13 protein-coding genes are annotated in these 15,505 nt (G+C 64.8%); 5 read left to right on the top strand and 8 right to left on the bottom strand.

Annotated elements, in window-relative coordinates; all coding sequences use genetic code 11:
- Nucleotides 1–41 precede the first annotated feature (41 nt).
- From sigM to ABH922_RS23440, 4 genes are read right to left on the bottom strand one after another with little or no spacing between them, the layout of a single operon-like run.
- A complete protein-coding gene (sigM, locus tag ABH922_RS23455; RefSeq protein WP_424809217.1) occupies nt 42–623 on the bottom strand; it encodes an RNA polymerase sigma factor SigM in 582 nt (193 codons plus the stop codon).
- Between the two features lie 37 nt (nt 624–660).
- A complete protein-coding gene (gene murJ / locus ABH922_RS23450) occupies nt 661–4,653 on the bottom strand; it encodes a murein biosynthesis integral membrane protein MurJ (RefSeq protein WP_424809216.1) in 3,993 nt (1,330 codons plus the stop codon).
- A complete protein-coding gene (locus ABH922_RS23445; RefSeq protein ID WP_424809215.1) occupies nt 4,650–7,007 on the bottom strand; it encodes a glycoprotein in 2,358 nt (785 codons plus the stop codon). The genes murJ and ABH922_RS23445 overlap by 4 nt, the downstream gene beginning before the upstream one ends.
- Complete coding sequence (locus ABH922_RS23440) at nt 7,004–7,564, bottom strand: NUDIX hydrolase (RefSeq protein WP_424809214.1); 561 nt, start codon at nt 7,562–7,564, stop codon at nt 7,004–7,006. The genes ABH922_RS23445 and ABH922_RS23440 overlap by 4 nt, the downstream gene beginning before the upstream one ends.
- Nucleotides 7,565–7,673: 109 nt before the next feature.
- On the opposite strand from ABH922_RS23440, the gene ABH922_RS23435 reads away from it, so the two are divergent.
- Nucleotides 7,674–9,158: a CCA tRNA nucleotidyltransferase gene (locus ABH922_RS23435; protein ID WP_424809213.1), complete on the top strand. Its 1,485-nt coding sequence runs from the start codon at nt 7,674–7,676 to the stop codon at nt 9,156–9,158.
- Here ABH922_RS23435 and ABH922_RS23430 read toward each other — a convergent pair.
- Both ABH922_RS23430 and ABH922_RS23425 read right to left on the bottom strand, forming a co-directional pair.
- On the bottom strand, nt 9,120–10,415 hold the full coding sequence (locus tag ABH922_RS23430) for an MFS transporter (protein WP_424809212.1): 1,296 nt from the start codon (nt 10,413–10,415) through the stop codon (nt 9,120–9,122). The genes ABH922_RS23435 and ABH922_RS23430 overlap by 39 nt on opposite strands.
- 51 nt (nt 10,416–10,466) lie before the next feature.
- The gene (locus tag ABH922_RS23425; RefSeq protein ID WP_424809211.1) at nt 10,467–11,408 is read right to left on the bottom strand and encodes an NAD-dependent epimerase/dehydratase family protein; all 942 of its coding nucleotides are present in this window, start codon (nt 11,406–11,408) and stop codon (nt 10,467–10,469) included.
- A 133-nt stretch (nt 11,409–11,541) separates the two neighbouring features.
- Here ABH922_RS23425 and ABH922_RS23420 point away from each other — a divergent pair, with 133 nt between their 5' ends.
- From ABH922_RS23420 to ABH922_RS23405, 4 genes are all read left to right on the top strand, one after another.
- Nucleotides 11,542–12,237, top strand: coding sequence for a TetR/AcrR family transcriptional regulator (locus ABH922_RS23420; protein ID WP_424809210.1), 696 nt, complete (start codon nt 11,542–11,544; stop codon nt 12,235–12,237).
- A gap of 54 nt (nt 12,238–12,291) precedes the next feature.
- Nucleotides 12,292–12,897: a YqgE/AlgH family protein gene (locus ABH922_RS23415; RefSeq protein ID WP_424809209.1), complete on the top strand. Its 606-nt coding sequence runs from the start codon at nt 12,292–12,294 to the stop codon at nt 12,895–12,897.
- A 155-nt stretch (nt 12,898–13,052) separates the two neighbouring features.
- Nucleotides 13,053–13,583 carry an IS110 family transposase gene (locus ABH922_RS23410; RefSeq protein WP_424809208.1) on the top strand — a complete coding sequence of 177 codons (531 nt, stop codon included), beginning with the start codon at nt 13,053–13,055 and terminating at the stop codon, nt 13,581–13,583.
- A 52-nt stretch (nt 13,584–13,635) separates the two neighbouring features.
- Nucleotides 13,636–13,956 (top strand): transposase, encoded by a 321-nt coding sequence (locus ABH922_RS23405; protein ID WP_424809207.1) that lies wholly within the window; start codon nt 13,636–13,638, stop codon nt 13,954–13,956.
- Between the two features lie 69 nt (nt 13,957–14,025).
- Here the strand turns inward: ABH922_RS23405 and ABH922_RS23400 are convergent, their stop codons facing one another.
- Together ABH922_RS23400 and ABH922_RS23395 are read right to left on the bottom strand one after the other, a co-directional pair.
- Complete coding sequence (locus ABH922_RS23400; RefSeq protein ID WP_424809206.1) at nt 14,026–14,538, bottom strand: hypothetical protein; 513 nt, start codon at nt 14,536–14,538, stop codon at nt 14,026–14,028.
- On the bottom strand, nt 14,535–15,206 hold the full coding sequence (locus ABH922_RS23395; RefSeq protein ID WP_424809205.1) for a hypothetical protein: 672 nt from the start codon (nt 15,204–15,206) through the stop codon (nt 14,535–14,537). The genes ABH922_RS23400 and ABH922_RS23395 overlap by 4 nt, the downstream gene beginning before the upstream one ends.
- Nucleotides 15,207–15,505 lie beyond the last annotated feature (299 nt).

The raw sequence follows: 15,505 nt of genomic DNA, 5'->3' as shown, positions 1-15,505 counted from the left end.
CGTCCGCAATGGTGCACTCACAACGGTAAGACGCACACGCGTCACGTTCGGTTCCCGGCGTCGCGGAAGTCGCCCAGCTCGGCCGCCAGCCGACGGCGGGCTCGGGCGCATCGACTCTTGACCGTGCCGACCGGGACGCCGAGCCGCTGCGCGGCCTCGGACACCGGATACCCCTCGACGTCCACCGCTATGACGGCAGCACGCTGTTCAGCGGGCAGTGCGGACAGCGCCTTGCCGACGGCGAGGCGCATCTCCACGACGTTCGCGTAGTCGCGGCGATCGCGCGGTTCCTCCACATTCTCGGCGGACAGCGAATAGGTGGGGCGAGATTTGTTTCGGCGGATGCGGTCCAGTGCGGCATTGACCACGATGGTGTGCAGCCAGCTGCGAACGGCGGCATCACCGCGGAACTTCGCGGCCTTGCGGTGAGCCGACAGCAGCCCCTCCTGCAGCGCGTCGGCCGCATCCTCGTCCGAATAACTGGTGCGACGGGCGACCCGCCACAGATGATCCTGATGCCGGGTCAACAGTTCACGGAAAGCATGTGGGTCTCCCGCCACATGCGCAGTCAACAATTCGTCATCCGTAGCCCCGCCCCCGGTGCCCCCCCTGAAAGTGTGCACTGGCGGATATTAGCCCAGTGCACACGATCGAGACGGATCAACTGTTGGCGGTGAAAGTGACTTCAGCTATGGAGGATTGGTTTTGTCCGGAATCGGTGCTGAGCTTGGTGATCCAGATCAGGACGTACGGCCCAGTGCTGTCTCCGGTGACGGGAATGTCGGTGACACCGCTGGTCAGCGTGGCGGAGCCGATCTCCTTCGTCTGATCGAGGGTGGTGTCCGCAGAAGGAGCAGAACGTATTTCGACAACCGTTCCCGGGGAATCCGACGTGATGGCGACGCTCTTCAGATTGGCCGGGTCGGCCAACGTGATCATCAGGCCGACTCCGTTTTTCAGTGCCGGGAAGGGCTGGAAGTAGGCGTCTGTCGACCAGGATGTGGCCGGGTTGCCGTCGATGGCGTTCTTGGCCGTCGCCGGTTGGTCCGCGGTGCCCTGCGGCGAGAAGACCGAAGCGCCGACCGGCTTGACCGGACCGGTGGTCGTGGGGGCAGGGGCCGGTGAATTGCCCTGTGGAACAGCGGCTTCGGAGGTCAGTCCAATATTTTGTTTGTCGAGCGGTGTATCGGAACTGCTACCGGAGAGGAAGCTTGCCACCCACACGCCCAGCAGGATCAGCACGATGATCGTGAACACGCCGAGTGCCGTCAGAGCGGCCAGCATCCGTGTCGACTTCTTCTTCTCCTCCTCGATCGCCACCGGATCGGAGAGTGCGTGACCGCCGGCGGCCGCATCACGCTGTCCCAGGCGAAGGGCAGGAATCATCTCCGTCTTGTCGTTGACGACCGATGCCTGATCGAGGATGTGTTGAACGGTCGCAGCGGTTCGGATACCACTCTCGGACTGTAATGCGCGTACTGCGACCGCAGAGATGTCGAAGGGAACTTCGGGACGGACGACCCGAGGTTCGATCAACTTTCCTTCGGCATCGCGTCCGGCCGGACGCAATCCGCCCACCGGTTCGGCGTCGGGCGCGGCCAGCGGCCAGCGTGCGGTGATGAGGGTGTACAGCATCGCGCCGAGCCCGCGGACGTCGCTGGTGGAATCGGCGTCGGCCGGTGTCGCCGGAAATGCGAGGACCGCGTCACCGTTGATGCTGATGCGTACCCGGTCCGGATGATCGATGGACAGCGCTCCCCCGGTCCGGTGTGCCGATTCGGCAGCGGCTGCGAGCGCGCGGATGGCCCGAGCGGCACCGATCGGGGAAGGCGTGGTCTCTGCCATCTCGCGCAGTGAACGCCCAGGCGTCCATTCCGCGACGACGATGCCGCCGGAGCTTCCGCGGACCACGTCGAGTACCCGGGCGAGGCCGGGTGAGTTGATGCGGCCCAACCGCAGCGTGCGGGACAGGACGGCCTGCGGTCCGGCCTGGGTGTCGTCGTCCCCACGTTGATCGGCGTCGACGAACGTCAACGCGACTTCGCGATCGAGTTTGACGTCGAGAGCTTCCCAGAATTGCAGTCCACGGGTTCCGCCGTGCGGGGCGAGCAGGCGGTAGCGACCACCTGCGACGGATGCGCCCGGAATGAGTTTCGGTCCGCGAGGCACCGGCCGTGCGGACGGACGACGAGAAGCCGGCGCGGCCGGCGTCTCGACCGGTCGAACGGGTGTCGAATCCTTGGGGGTCGGGGCTTTCGAAACGGGGGCTTTCGAAACGGGGGCTTTCGAAACAGGGGTCTTCGGAGCGGTGGACGGCGTCGACGTGGTCGGAGGAACCGGCGGCGTCGCCTTTCGAACCTGTGGTCCCGCCGGCGGCTTGGCCGTCGAGTCGGCCCGCGGCGCGGCAGTGTTGGGTACCGGGCCGTTGGGTATCGGGCCGTTGGGTGCCGAACTGTTGGGTACCGGGCCGCTGGGCCTCGTCTTCGCGGCTTCCGAGGTGCGCGGCGTCGCCGGTACGTCCGACTGCTGTTCGCTTGTGTGCACGGCAGATGCCCCGGCATTCTTTTTGCCGGAACCGTTGTCGTCGCTCACCCGGACTCCTTCTTCGTCGATTGCCCGTCCTCGGTCCGAGGGTCGAGGCCCTCTACGTTCAGGACCAGGGTACGGTAGCGGACCTCGTCCTTCATTCCTGTTCGTCGCTGGTTGCGCCGCAGCTACGCGCGCGGACACCGGAGAACCCGCCGTTGTGTCTGATTCCGGTTCGGGACTTGCGGGAGAGCGGCGGATTCGACGCGAAATCGCGACGGTCACCGTCAGTACTTCCGGAACCTTCTTGAAATACAGGATCGTGAAGGTGATCGCGAGCATCAGCACACCGCCCACCGCGACCCGGACCATGGAACCCGGGCCTCCGAAGCGCTCGGTGAGCTTGTCGAAACCGAGCACCCGGTCCACGGCCAACATGGTCAGTGAACCGGCCAACGACGCCAGAACCACGGACCACACCGTCTTGCCGACATTCGCCATCTGCAGATCACCCAGGCTCCGGTGCAGCAGGTATCCCCCGATGCAGGCACCGGTGATGTATCCGAGTCCGTTGGCGGCGCCGAGCAGGACGACCACCTGTTCGTCGTTCGAGGCGATCAGCGGAGTGAGGGAGGACAGCGCTACCTTCACCACGGTGATACCGAGAACGATCCAGGTAGGGGTCCACGCCTGCTCGCGGGCGTAGAAGACGCGCAGGTGGATCAACACCATCGCGTAGGGAATCAGGGTGAACGCGGACCAACTGACAGCAGTACCCAGCCGTTCGGCGTTGTGCTGACCGAAATTGCCGTAACCGTAGAGGGCTTCACCGACCTGCGGACCCATGAACGTCAGGAACGTGATGATGGGGACCAGCGTGATCATGGTCAACCGGGTGGCAACCGACAGATCGTCGACGACGGCGGGCGTGTCGTCCGCTGCGGCGTTTCGGCTCAACCGGGGCATGATCGCGGTCAACACGGTCACCCCGAGCACGCCGTACGGCAATTGCAGCAGCAACCAGGCCTGGCTGTAGATCGCCGGACCGCCCGCGTCGGCGTGCGAGGAGATCTTGGTGGCGACGATCATGCCGATCTGGCTGATCAGTACGTACAGAACGATCGCCACGGCCATCCCGCCGAACTGACGCAACCGGTCGTCCAGACCCCACAGCGGTTTGAGAGAGATCTTCTCCCGACGCAACGCCGGCACCAGCACGCCGGCCTGGGCGATCACACCGGCAGTGATACCGAGTCCGAGTGTCAGCAGTTTCGCATCGCCCATCCGAACCGGATCCAGTGAGATCTCACCGGGGGTCAGATAGAAGACCGCCAGCACGACCAGCACGACGATGTTGTTGACCACCGGCGCCCACGCACCCGGCTTGAAGATCTGCCGTGTGTTCAGGAACGCCGTGAACAGTGCGGAGAGTCCGTAGAACAGGATGGCAGGCAAGAGCAGATACGACAGGGCCGTGGTGAGGGCGACGTTGACCTTGCCGTCACTGGAGAGGAAGACGTATTTGGTGAGGAAAGGAGCCGCTATCGTCGCGAGCAGCGCCGCCGCACCGAGAAGAACCAGGGATGCGGTGAAGAGGCGCCGCACGAAGGCGGCGCCGTGATCGGCGTCCTCGCGTTCGGCACGCACCAGCACCGGTACGACGATCGCGGTCAGCACCGCGCCGAGCACCAGTTCGGCGATCATGTTCGGGATCTGGCTGGCGACGGTGAAGGAACTCGCGACCCCGGCACCCAGCACCAAGATGATCATCAACTGCTTGGCGAATCCGGTGATACGACTTGTCAGTGTCGCGATGGCGATCGAACCGGTGGCCGCCATCAGACGTGAGTTGCCGTCCTTGGCGGTGGCTTCGTCCGCGGGCGCCTCGGGATCGAAATTCGCGATGTCCGAGACCGTCAGGACGGTTGTCTCTTCGTCGCGGTAACGCGGATGGTCACGGATCACCGGAATGCTGGTGGTGGGGGCGTCGTCGAAGCGCGCGTCCGGGCTGACCGGCTGAATCGGGTAGCTGCGCTCCCACGGCGCCATTCGGGAGTGTGAACGGGTGACGGCGCTCTTACGCGTGATCGCGGAGGTGCGGGGGCCCTCGGTCGAGTTCCCGGTCATGAGCGTTCGTACCCTTCATCTGCTGGGTCCGGTTGACCCCTGAATCGATGCCACAGTCTCCGCCCGGCCAGGAAGAGCAGCAATCCGCCAGCTGTCGCCGTCACGGCGGCGAGCGGGCGACCGTACGCGTTCGACCGTACGGTCACCATGGTCGGCTCGCCCAACTGGTGCCCGTTTGCAGTGGTGAGCGAGAAATCGACGGTCAATTTCCGAGAGTCGTTCATCTCGGCGGGCACAGTCAACTGTCGGCTACCTCGCGGTGGTAACTGCTTGGGGCCGATGTCGCTGATCTGCATCTCCGGAGGTGCATCTACCTGCAAGTTCACGTTGATCGCGAGCGGTAACTCGTTGCGGGCGACCAACAACAACGGACTCTGACCGGACGCGAGCGTGTACACCCCACCCGGGGAGACGACGGTGACAGCTCGGTACAGGCCGTCAACCGCGCCGGTGACGTTGTCGGCGCGAACCGTCGCCGCCCGTTCGGCCTGTTCGACCACGCGGCGGTCGGTATCTCGGCGGCCCGCAGTGCTCATTGCGCGCAGTAGGTCCTCACGCAGCGGTGCGGTGAACCGGCCGGGCGAGAGCGGAGCCTGCGGATCGTCGACCAGTGACGATTCGAGTGCGTCGATTCGGGGCAACTGTCGGGTGGCTGTCGCGATCACGGAGGGTTGCGGACCGTCGGTGGTGCCCTGGTCCGCGTCGTCGAGCGTGGCGGTGTTCGTGGTGCCGGCCGAGGTGGCGAGCAGAGCCGGAAGAGCCTGCGGATTCGCCAGTCCGGATCGGATGAGCGTGGCCAGCATCGTCAGTACCGCGCCCGCGTCGGCCCGGTCGGCGCTCCACACCTGCGGTGGCGCGAAGATCCGGCCTCGCGGAAGTTCGGTCGACGTCAACGCGGCGAAGGCCATGGCGCCGATGGCGTCCTGACGTCTGGCTGCAGGCGACTCCGGTGCCGTAGCCGTGGACTCCGGTGCCGTAGCCGTGGACTCCGGTGCCGTAGTGAGGTACGACGGCGTCTGAGGATGTGTCCCCGTCGCGGCGAGTGCGGCGGCAGTCGGGCTGTCGAATGCGAGAGTGTGCAGCGAATCCGAGATCCGTGCGGTCAGTTGGGGTGATGTGGTTCGCACGGCCGCGTCCGCGAGCAGCGCCGTCGTCGGTGTGGGGGCCAGCGCGGTTACCGTCGCCGGATCGAGTACACCGGATTCGGGCCACACGAGGTCACGCACCGAATCGACGCCGAGGATGCCGTCGACGATGTCGGCGGGGTGGGCGATCGCGGCCTGGAACAGATCCGGGTTCGCGACGGACGTGACCGCAGCCAGATCGGCTTGGGCGAACGGCACCGACATCGTGCACATGGACCCGGCGAGGCTCTTGACCTCGTCGAGCCATTGGACCGCAGCTTCTCGTCCCGCTCCGTCGTGGCTCGGTCCGGCGGGATCGGACGGATCGTTCACCACCTGGTACCCGCGAGTCATGTTCTCGACGGTGATGAGCAGGTCCGGGTCCACGGCCAGGCACAACGAGTCACTGATCCGACGGTCGGCGTCGACTTCGGGTTTGGTGGCGTCGACGACGGCGTCGACCAGCCCGCGCAAGCGTCCACCCGCGCCGAGTTCGGTGGCCAGCTCGTCGTCGACGAGTCGGATCGGATCACTGACCGATCCGGGGATTCCGCCGACGAGTCGCGGGGTGTCCGCGAGCGGCCACAACATGCTCACGCCGATCGGGGCCCCGGTGTCCGGCGGTATCGGCGCTTCGGTACCCGATGCCGGGACACCGAGGACCGGTAGCAGGAACCGAGAGTCGTCGAGTCTGGCTGCGCCGCCGTATTCCGGGGTGCCGTTGACGTTGACGAGCATCGGGTACACCCCGGGCTCGGTGATGTCGAGCGAGAGCCCGGTCGAGCTGCGTAGTGGCAGCGTGAGCCGGAACGGCACGCTCTGGCCGGTGTCGAGACGGGTGGCGACGGTGTCGAAGTTTCCGACGGTGTCGAACACGGTCTGGTCGTAGTCGAGTGCCCCGCGAATGTCGGAGCTCCTGTTGATCGCGGGTGCCCGTTGCAGTCGCACGCTGACATCGTCCACCGGGCGGTCGCCGACGTTCGCGACCGTTCCGGTGACGACGACGGTGGGGGTGCTCGAAGTGGTGACGGTGGTCGGTGACGTCGAGTCGACGGTCAGTTGGAGAAACTTGGTTTCGTTCGGGGTGAGCGGCGACTGCGAGTGCGCGGGGGTCGAACCGGCAGGGGCAGCTGCTGCTGGTCCTGCACCGACAGTTACTGCTGCTGGTCCTGCACCGACAGCGGCCATCACCAGAGCGGCCACCGCGGCTCGCCGAAAAGCCGTTCTCATCCGGCGTCCGGGGCCTTCGGTTGTCCCGCACGCGGGGGCATCCGAGCGATCATCTCCGACGCGAGTTCGGCTAGTTTGCGCTCGTCCGCGTATGCCAGGCGGGAGTGGAGTTCGGTCAGGGGTACCCAGGCGACTTCGGTGACCTCGATGTCCTCGTCGGAGAGCTCTCCGCCGCGGAACCGCAGGAGATAGTGGTGCACCGTCTTGTGAACCCGTCGGCCCTCGGTCACGAACCAGTAATCGATGCTGCCCAGCGGTGCGAGGACGGTTCCCTGGATGCCGGTTTCTTCCTCGACTTCACGCATCGCGGTCTGCTCGGCGGTCTCGCCCTGTTCGATGTGTCCTTTGGGGAGTGACCACAGCAGTCGCCCACGCCGGTCGGTGCGGCCGATCAGTGCCGCGCAGAGTCGTTCGGGTGGGCCGCCCCAGCCGTCGACGACGAGTCCGCCCGCCGAGGTTTCGCGCACTGTGCGCATCGGCGGTTTCTCGGGATTGCCGACGGCAGGCCGACGCCGCGAGTTGCGGCGACTCCTGTTCGTTCGTTCGGCACCAGACACCTCATCGATACTAGTTGCCGTTTCCACGTTGACCGGTAACCGCGCGGACGCAGTGACGGCGTTCGTATGCGCATTCGTGTATTTGCGCACTTAAGTAAGCTCCTTCCACGTGACTGTCCCTAGCTCCGACGCTGATCGCCGCCTACGTTTACTTGCCGCAGCCTTCGACACGCTGGGCACGTTGTCCGATGTCTTGAACCCGCTCGGTGAGCGCTTCGCGGCGGCCGGCCACGAGTTGTACCTGGTGGGTGGAAGTGTTCGGGACGCGATACTCGGTCGTTTCAGCGGTGATCTGGACTTCACGACGGATGCTCGTCCGGAGACGGTGCAAGCCCTGCTGGCGGGGTGGGTGGACAAGCAATGGGACACGGGCATCGAGTTCGGGACGATCAGTGCCGTCAAGCACGGCCAGGAGATCGAGATCACGACGTTCCGGGCCGACGCCTACGATCGCGTCTCGCGCAATCCGATCGTCGAGTACGGCTCGACCCTGGCCGACGATCTGGTGCGGCGCGATTTCACGGTCAACGCGATGGCCGTGAAGATCGACGCGGACGGTTCGTTGACGTTCGTCGATCCGCTCGACGGGATGGATGCCCTGCTGGCGGGTGTACTGGACACGCCGTCGGCGCCGGAGAACTCGTTCAACGACGATCCGTTGCGGATGTTGCGTGCGGCGCGCTTCGTGTCACAGCTCGGTTTCACGTTGAACAATCGTGTTCTGATCGCGGTGCAGGAGATGTCCGCCCAGATCGAGCGGATCACCGCCGAGCGGGTGCATGCCGAACTGAACAAGCTGATGCTCGGGATGTATCCGGTGGACGGAATCAACGTCATGGTCGAGTCGGGGCTCGCCGAATACGTCCTGCCCGAAGTGCCGCAGATGAAGCTCGAGATCGACGAGCACCACCAGCACAAGGACGTCTACCAGCATTCGCTCACGGTGCTCCAGCAGGCGATCGATCTCGAAGAAGGCGATCCGGATTTGGTATTACGTTGGGCTGCACTGCTTCACGACATCGGTAAGCCGGACACCAAGCGAAACGAGCCGGGTGGCGGCGTGAGCTTCCATCATCACGAGGTGGTCGGGGCCAAACTCGTCCGTAAGCGGATGCGGGCACTGAAGTTCTCCAAGCAGATGGTCGACGACGTCTCACAGCTCGTGTTCTTGCACTTGCGGTTTCACGGTTACGGCAAGGGGCAGTGGACCGATTCGGCAGTGCGGCGCTACGTGACCGATGCGGCCGAGCTACTCCCCCGTTTGCACAAGCTCGTGCGCGCGGACTGCACGACGCGCAACAAGCGTCGCGCCGCCCAGTTGCAGGCAACGTACGACGACATCGAGGCGCGGATCGCTCATTTGGCGGAGCAGGAAGATCTGGCGCGGGTGCGGCCGGATCTGGACGGTAACGCCATCATGGAGCTGCTGGGGATCCCGGCCGGCCCGCAGGTCGGTAAGGCCTGGAAGTTCCTCAAGGAGCTGCGCCTCGATCGTGGCCCGCTCGGGCGGGACGAGGCGGAGACCGAACTGCTCGCGTGGTGGGCGAGGCAGCAGTCAGCCGGCGCGGACTCGTCGGTTGAGTCCGGCAGCTGAGAGTCCGAGGGCGTAGATCGCGGCGCCGGTCAGGGCGAGTCCGACACTTTTGCCGTCCGCCGGGACGACCGTCGACGCGGCGGCGATCGCACCGATGAATGCCACGTTGAACACGGTGTCCTGCAGTGCGAATACCTGACCACGGTGGTCGTCGTCGACGTCGATCTGCATGGCGGCGTCGCCGCTGAGTTTGATGCACTGGCCGGTGATTCCGAGGCAGAATGCGGCGATCAGCAGCGAGCCCTGGGTCAACGGGGTCACGAAGAGCAGTTGAGCGAGTACCGAGCAGATCAATGCGTAGGTGACGGTTCGGGAGCGGCCGAGTCGCGGAATCACCACGGGGGTGATGAGGGCGGCGATGAGCATACCGATCGCCGTTGCGCCGACGGCGACGCCGAAACCGGCCATGCCCGCGGGCAGTCCGGAGTGATTGTCGTTGCCGCGTAGCACCAGCACCATGATCAAGGTGTTGAGGCCGAAGCAGATGCGATGTGCGCCGATCCCGATCATCGTGGTGGTGACACCGGGGGCGCGCCAGACGGCGGTGGCGCCGCCGCGTAGTCCGGACGCGACGGACCGGATCGCGCCGCGGCGATCGATCTCGGTTGCCACCGGCCCCAGCGAGTGGGCGGTGAATCTGGCTGCGGCGACGGCGGCGATCACCGATCCGAGGCAGGCGAACGCCACCGCCACTCCCGACGCTCGATCGCCGGCTCCGATGAATCCGATGACAGCTACCGCGGTGGCCGCTCCGAGTGCCGCCACCACCGAACCCGCGGTGGTGAGAACGGAATTGGTGGGGACGAGCCAGGATTGGCGAACCACTTTGGGAAGTGACGCCGATACTCCGGCGCCGACGAAGCGGCTGACGCCGATGGCGGCCAGTGCGCACAGCAGGGGCAGGAATTCACTACCGCCGATGACCAGGGTGACTGCTGTGGTGAGTATCAGCAGCCCGCGCAACGCGCCTGCCCACATCAGGACGAGTCGTCGATCCCAACGGTCGAGCAGTGCGCCTGCAAACGGCCCGATGATCGAGTACGGCAGCAGCAGTACCGCGAATCCGGCGGCGATGGCGACGGGGTCGGTTTCACGTTCGGGATTGAAGAGGATGGCACCGCCGAGTGCGGCTTGGAACATTCCGTCGCCGAACTGACTGGAGAAGCGGATGACGGCCAGTCGACCCAGGCCAGGTGAGTGGCGCAGCGTGTGAAGCGTTCTGCGCCAGGTTTCACGGCGGGCCGACGTGGAGGTCATAGCGGAACTGTAATGGGTCGATTCCAGTCCTTCGTGGATGCCGTGTCCGATTCAGGCCGCGTCGGTGCGAGCCTGTTCGGCGCGCCACCAGGCGACGGTCTCGGCGGCCGCCTGATCGAGTGGGGTCGGTTCGAGGCCGAGGGCGATTTCACTGGCGCCCGAGTCCATCACGAACGGCTTGGTGAATTGGTAGGACATCTCGGCGAGTTCCCGGGTATCACTGTCGACGGTGCCGAGGGCGTCGAGGATCCAGGCGGGTAGTACGCCGACTCGGGCAGTGCGGGCGCCGCCCGCGTGGGCGAAGGCTTCGGCGATGCGCCGTTGGGTCAGGGCGGGCCCGGTAGGGGCGTGCAGCACGGTGTTCCACAGTCGCCGGTGGTGGGCGGCGGTGACCATGGCGCGGGCGAGGTCGGGGACGTAGGTGAAGGAGTGCGGTGTGTCGGCCGATCCCACGACACGAATTTTCTTGCCCGCCATCACTTTCGGTACCATACGCGCTCCGGCGTGGGCGCTGATCACTCGCGGACCGAAGAAGTCGGAGGCCACGACGCTGACCGTGGGGGTGTTCGAGGCGGCGCGGGCGCGCAGCAGTGCCGCGCGGATGCCGCGTTTTCCGCCGCTGGCGGTGCGCGGATCGTTCTCGGTCATCGTGGTCTCGGAGTTGTAGGCATAGAGGCTTTCCGGGAAGACGACGACGGCGCCGAGGTCGGCGGCCACGTCGAGGACGACTCTTTCGGCAGCGGGGAGTTCGCGCTCCCAGGCCGCCGCGTTGTAGGCGGCGTGGATGCAGTGGTAGACGGCGGTGGCGCCCTCGCTCGCGGCACGAAGTGCAGCCGGGTCGGAGACGTCGACATGCAGGCGTTCGACGAGGGGATGCTGCGGGCCGCTGCCGGATCGAGTCAGCAGTCGGACGGCGGTGCCCTGTTCGGCCAATTGCAGTGCGACGGTGGCACCGACGGGGCCGGCGCCGGTGACGATTTCGAGATCTGACATGGAGTGCTCCTTGCCGGGAAGGTTGACGAGAGCGGTGCTCTCTATTTCCAGGATGGATCGGGTTGCGCGCTCTTGTCAAGAGCAGTGCTCTCTTTAATTGACGCCGCTCTCGTTGCTGCGGCAGGCTGTCCCCATGACCGGAACACCCCGCGCACGTGCACGCGCGCAAACCCTGCAGGACATCACTCGGATCGGGCGCGCACATCTCGCGGCGGTAGGGGCGGCAGCCCTCTCGCTCCGGGCCGTTGCCCGCGATCTCGGTGTCGTGTCCTCGGCCGTGTACCGGTATGTCGCCAGTCGTGACGAGTTACTGACGCTGTTGGTGGTCGATGCCTACGACGAACTCGGTGCCGAGGTCGAAGCGGCGGTGGACACCGTCCCGGAGGCCGATCATCGTGAACGGTTCCTCACTCTGGGGCGCGCGGTACGAGGGTGGGCAGTGCGAGAGCCTGCCCGCTACGGTCTGCTCTTCGGCAGTCCGGTTCCGGGCTACGACGCACCGGGCGATCAGACCACCGGGCCAGGTGTCCGGGTGGTGGTGTGCATGATCTCGATACTCGCCGCCGCCCACCGCAGCGGCACACTCACCGTCCTCGACGATTCGACACCCAGTGCTGTCCTCGAGAGTGACCTCGCGCGGATTCGCGCGGAGATGGGTGTCGACATTCCGTCGGCGGTTCTGGTGCGCGGAACCCTCGCGTGGAGTGCTCTGTTCGGCTCGGTGAACTTCGATGTTTTCGGGCAATACGGAACAGATACCTTCACCGACCCGAGCGAGGTGTTCGAGTGTCATCTCGCACTGCTGGCCGATGTGACGGGATTGAAATGAGTGAACCTGTGTCTTGTTCCGTTCTGCGCGGCGCGCGGTGACATGATGTCTTCTGTGCCGCACGCAGAGGAACCCGAAGATCGGATGGCCTGGGTAGAACCGGAGGTTCGTCCAGGCAGTTTGTTGGTTTCGTCGACCGATCTCACCGATCCGGCATTTCGCCGCACCGTCGTCTACATGATCGAGCACAACGATGCGGGCAGTCTCGGTGTGGTCGTGAATCGGCCGAGCGGCACCGTCGTGCGCAACGTACTTCCGCAGTGGGCACCGTTGACCACACATACGTCGGCTCTCTACATCGGCGGGCCGGTCAAACGAGACTCGGCGTTGTGTCTGGGTACAGCGCGTAACGGCGTCGACATCGATGGTGTGTCCGGATTGCGTCGGGTGGACGGAAAGGTCGTCATGGTCGACCTCGATTCGGATCCGGCGGTGATCGCGCCGTTGGTCGAGGGTATTCGGATCTTTGCCGGCTACTCGGGGTGGACCATCGGACAGCTGGATTCGGAACTCGAACGTGACGACTGGATGGTGATCAGTTCGCTACCGTCGGACGTGATGTCGCCACCGCACGTCGACGTCTGGGCCGGTGTTCTCCGGCGTCAACCGTTACCGCTGTCGATGCTCGCCAGCCATCCGATCGAGCTCGAACGCAATTAGTCGAACTCGACCTGAACGCTTGCCGGTTTCCATTGTGCTGACAAAAAAATTAGCTCATTCGAGAATTCAGCCCGATTCTTGATGGTGGACTTGTCTTTGTCTTCCTTTGTTCTCGACGACTCGACCGCTCATTGACAGACGCGAACGATATCGCTGTGTGCGGACACGACGAAGCGGATCTGGTCACGCCCGTCGACGCTGTTCTCGCTCTGTCTGAGACTGGTGTGGTGACGTGGGCGGTGGATCTCAACAGCGGCGGCGCCGGACTGCTGATCGCGTTGCTCGCGGACCGAGAGCGACGCGATCAGCATCCGATGCGAGTGGACGATGAGATCAGCGTGGAGTTGACGATCCTGATCTCGCCTCGCACGGATCTGATGCGAGATCGGACCCGAGCAATCAACCGGCTCCGAGCGTTGATCACCGGATATTTCCCGGCGTTCGAACGAGCATTGGAGGTGCGCAACTCTGCGGGCGGGTTGATCTTGTCGACCGGGTATCAAACCCCCGACGGACTTCGGAGGCCCGACCGGACGAAGTCGGAAGGGTGGTTACAGAAGAGGAAGGCGTACAACGCCTCTCGACTGGCGGATGTTGCGATTGAGGCTGCAAACATGCAATTGGCGCGGGTTGCGGGCAAGATGTCGCCGGGGCGTCCGTCGGTGAGTTGGCGCGCCAGATCCTGAGTCTGAATGTTGAATTGCGGGAGCCGAATTCCTCGCCGCCACCGGTGGTGATGTGTCCGCGTTCGGTACCACCGACAGATTGGCGGGCATCTCCGGTCTGGCGCCGGTGCCGCGAGATTCGGGCCGAGTCAGTGAAAATCTGCGCCGGCCGTGCAGATATGACCGCAGGCTGTTGCGTGCGTTCTATCTGTCGGCGCAGCTCAGTATCCGGCACAGTGCCCAGTCGCAGGTTTTCTACGACCGCAACGAGCCGAGGGTAAACGTCGTACAGGCAGTTCTGGCGTTGGCGAGACGACGATTGAACGTGCTGTGGGCCATGCTGCGAGATCAGAGCCCTTGTCGTCCACCCGCGGTTGAAGTGGTGGCGGCCTAGAAGGCCGTCTGGCTAGTTCCACATCCGCGTGAGCGGGCAGGAGTTCGGTGTGGCTGCGAATTCCGGGTTTCAGCTGCTTTCTTGCCAGAGTGGCGTGATGCTGCGGTGCGCCTGTCGAAGGTCGGCTTCGTCGAAGGTGAGCGTCGTTTCTTTTATGTCCAGGATCGGGCACGTCAGTACCAGGTGTAGGGGTCCGGGTGAGGGAAACGGGGTGAGGTAGTACGTCGCGGATGCCGAGTGGGGGTCGGATGCACTGTTGGGGGACAGGAGGAACGGTTCGTCGAGGTCAGCTGGTTCGGCACGGAAATCGGTTGTGTTGGTTGCTTTTCGGCCGTCGGAATACAACGCTGCCAGCTGTAGGCTGGGGGCTGGGTGGGGGTGAACGTAGGTCCCCAGGTTGATGGTTCCTGGCTCGAGTTCCTGGCGGAATCCGGCGTTGATGGTGAATGCGATTCCTGTTGAATAGATCAGGATGTTGTCGATCCACACTGCAGCTGCGTCGTTGACGGCCAGTGGTGCCATGACCGTCAGCAGGCTGGGTATTTCGTTCAGGGGAAGGTCTCTGGGCATGGTGTGGTTCACCGCTTCTGTGTGTCGTTGTGCCAGAGCCGTATGACGTTGTCGGGGGCTGAGGACAGCTCGGACAAGTCGACAGTGGTGCGTGTGGCCGCGATGCCGAAGAGGGGGTAGGCGATCTCGATCAGCAGCGGGCCGGCAGGTGGGAGTGGGGTCAGGAAGTAGTCGGCGTGTGAGGCGAGGCGGCTGGAGCTCGCGCCGCCGCCGTCGAGCCAGGGCGCGGTCGGGTCGTCCGGCACGAGTTGGTTGGAGCCGACACTCGTAACGGTCGTTCCGTCCTGGAATGTCAGCGTCAGCTGGATGCTTTCGTTGCTGTGCGGGCGGGTCATTCGCCCGACGTTGAGCGGGCCGAACTGAGGCGCCGAATCCTGCGGTGGCCGCGTGGAGTTACGTATTCGCCCTTCGATGCGAAACGCCAACCCTGTGTCGTAGACCGTGAAACCGTTGATCCAGATGGCCATGTCATCACTGGCGAAGAGTGTGGCCGATCGTGCGATGGTGACGGGGATCTGCCGGCCGGGTCGCCTCCGCTCTGGTGGGTAGCGGCGGAACGTCCTCGCCGGTGGAGAGGGAATGGCGCCGGAGGAGGCCGCCGGGTCGGACGCGACGTCGGGCGTGAACGCGAAATTGATCCGCCGATCTGCTGGTGGAGGTGAATCTGCCGGCCGGTTCATACCTGTGATCTCCTCCTGCCGAAATCCGTCGCATCAGTTTCACATGGCCGCACCGGCTTCGTCGGTATATACGAGGATTGACCCCTTCGTCGGTCGGGATGCCAGCCGCGGTCGTCCAGGGTGCAAACTGGCTCAGTCGTGCCGTCGACTTTGTCGAATGCGATCAGGAGCTCGCTCTTGCTTCGGGGCCTCAAAGCACGTGGGCGATACGGAGAGCTTCGTCTGTGGTTCTGGCAGTGCGTGGGTGGGTATGGCGTCGGTTCGGTGTCCGGGGTCGACGCCTGTTCTCGTTCGGTAAG

The organism is Rhodococcus sp. 27YEA15 (genome assembly GCF_049739425.1).
In the GTDB taxonomy this organism is placed as follows: domain Bacteria; phylum Actinomycetota; class Actinomycetes; order Mycobacteriales; family Mycobacteriaceae; genus Rhodococcus_F.
The sequence above is the reverse complement of the archived record's forward strand: the minus strand, read 5'-3'. Positions and strand labels throughout refer to the sequence as shown.